Source organism: Oleiphilus sp. HI0117 (assembly GCF_001635235.1).
The window spans coordinates 1-2610 of record NZ_LWGA01001161.1; the positions used below are offsets into that span (position 1 = coordinate 1).

2 protein-coding genes are annotated in these 2610 nt (G+C 43.4%); both read right to left on the reverse strand.

From position 1 onward, the window contains the following. Positions 1 to 34 precede the first annotated feature (34 nt). Positions 35 to 1492: a S41 family peptidase gene (locus A3757_RS20580; RefSeq protein WP_068511265.1), complete on the reverse strand. Its 1458-nt coding sequence runs from the start codon at positions 1490 to 1492 to the stop codon at positions 35 to 37. A 19-nt stretch (positions 1493 to 1511) separates the two neighbouring features. Further along, the coding region (locus A3757_RS20585) for a murein hydrolase activator EnvC (protein ID WP_068740212.1) at positions 1512 to 2610 on the reverse strand (1099 nt) is incomplete at its 5' end.

A 2610-nucleotide genomic window follows, 5' to 3' on the forward strand; every position in this document is an offset into this window, starting at 1 on the left:
AAAGGTGACTACTGTACTGAGCTTGAGGAGATATTTACTCACCTTGTGGAGTGCCTTCTTCAGCTAGGTTTTCGGCCTCAGTTTGGCTCTCTGGTGTTTTGACGGAAGAGTTCTTTTGCTTAACTTTTAGAATATCCAAAGCCTTTAGCAAACTTAAAGCTTCCTGAAGCTGGAAGTCTTTTTCCAGCATGGATTGTTGACGAGAAACTTCTGAGTCTTCGCTTTCTTCTTTGCTGGATTCATTCTTATTTTGGTTGCCGTTACTTAAGTGACCGGCTAGATCAGACTCTCGATAAAAGGCTTTGGTTTTTTCTTCACTCAACTTGGCTCGGTTAACTTCTATATCGGGCTCGATACCTTGCGCCTGAATCGAACGGCCATTAGGGGTATAGTAGCGGGCAGTTGTTAGCTTAAGCCCATATTCAGCATCAAGAGCCATGACGTTCTGTACAGAGCCTTTGCCGAAGCTCTGTGTTCCCATTATGACTGCCCGATTGTGATCTTGAAGTGCTCCGGCCAAGATTTCAGAAGCTGATGCGGAGCCTCCATCAATAAGAACGATAATGGGTATGCCATTAGCATCGTCACCAGGTGTCGCGTTAAAGCTTAAATCGGCTTCGCTAGCACGGCCTTTTGTATAAACGATGAGACCTTCTTCAATCAACTGGTCGGCAACTTCTACTGAAGCACGAAGTACGCCTCCAGGGTTGTTTCTTAAGTCAATAACTAAGCCTGCAAGTTCTTCAGTTTCATCTTGAAGCTTTTTAAGGCCTTTGGCGAAGTCGCTACCAGTTTGTGCCTGAAATTGAGTGATACGGATGTAGCCGTACTGCTCATCAAGTACTAGCGTTTTGACGCTGGTTACTTGAATAATGTCACGTACGACTTTTATTTCTAATGGCTCGCGCTCGCCTTCACGGACGATGGTCAATGTAATCGGCTCACCCGCTTCACCACGCATCGTGTCAACAGCTTGATCAAGACTCATTCCTTTTACGGGTGTTTCATCTAATTTGATAATTAAATCGCCAGCCTCAATGCCTGCTTTCTGAGCGGGGGTATCATCAATCGGCGCAATAACTTTTACAAAGCCATTCTCCATACCTACCTCTATACCCAAGCCGCCAAATGTGCCTGAAGTGTTCTCTTGCAGGTCTGAAAATGCGCTTGGCTCAAGATAAGCTGAGTGTGGGTCAAGCCCTGACAACATGCCACGAATCGCATATTTTAGCAGGGTAGCGTCATCTATTTCTTCGACGTAGGCATTCTTAATTTTGCCAAATACATTGGTAAACTTTCGCAGCTCATTTAAAGGTAAGGGGGCAGTCGCTTGTTCCGAAGCTAAATTAGTATCTTGTATACCAGCACTTTCAGTTTGCTGGGAAAGTGCGGGCTGACTGAAAGATAAGCACCCAGCCAGAATAGCGCTGTAAGTGCAGATGCGTTTGCGGCGTGATGTCATTAAAGGTAAGGAACGAGAAACTAATTTCATTAAGTGGGTCCTGAAGAATTTATTTTCGTAGCCATCGGCTAGGATTTAAAGGCTTTCCGTCTTTTCTAATTTCAAAGTATAGCCCTGTTTCACTTTTTGCATTACTTTGCCCTGCATAGGCGAGAACTTCACCTGCTCTAACCCAGTCTCCGGTATCTTTTGCAAGGCTCTTATTGTTACCGTACAAACTCATGTAATTATTACCATGATCGATAATAATGAGCAAACCAAAGCCACGTATCCAGTTAGAAAATATAACTCTTCCAGAATGGATGGCTTGAACTTCCTGGTTGTTTTTTGTCTCAATATGAATGCCATTGAGCTTTAGCTTACCCTGAGCAATTCGACTACCAAAGCGCCCAATGACTTTACCTTTCGCAGGCCACGGAAGCTTGGTTTTTTGTTTGCTAAACGGAGCGGCGTCGTCAGGGAGGGGGATGTTGGCAATGGCTTGCTCTAATTCGTTCAGAAGCTTCTCTAGGCGCGCTTGGTCTTTGCGCATTTTTTCAAGACGCTGCGTGTTATTTTTTATATTGGCCTTGAGTTTTGCGAGTACCTGTTTACGAGCTGCTTGTTCTTTTTTCAGCTCTAAGCGCTGTTGTTGTTGAAGCTTATGCTGTTCGTGCAGTTTATTTTTCTTAACAAGTATTTTTTTCTCGGTATTTTTTATGATGTTAAGAATGTCTTGTACCTCGGAAATTTTTTCACTACGCGCTTCATTAATATAGGCAAAGAAACGCATATCCTTAGCAAGTTCCTGGGGGTTATTAGAGTTTAAAAGAAGTTTGGTTTGAGATTGTTCCCCGTGCAGGTACGCACGTTGTAATTGCTTTATTAAGAACGACTGCTGTTTTTTTAGCGCCTTTGTTTGTTGAGAGTGGTCTTTTTCCAGCTTTTTAAGCTCTTTGGTTTGCTTCGTTATATTTGCTTTGCTGGTACGAATTGACTTGCTTAGCTTGCTGATAGCTTTTTCTTGCTTCTCCAGTGCTTTTGAAAGCCCGGTTTTTTCAGTATTAGCGCGATTCAGCCAGCGATTGATTTTGGTGATGCTGGATTTAAGTTGAGCGAGTTCACGCTCAGAGTGTTCTTGAGAAACTTCTGCAAGACTTGGGTTTGCT

What these genes read in the sequence shown, in the direction of transcription:
- A3757_RS20580 (WP_068511265.1), bottom strand. Translation starts at nt 1,492, where the DNA reads ATGAAATTAGTTTCTCGTTCCTTACCTTTAATGACATCACGCCGCAAA.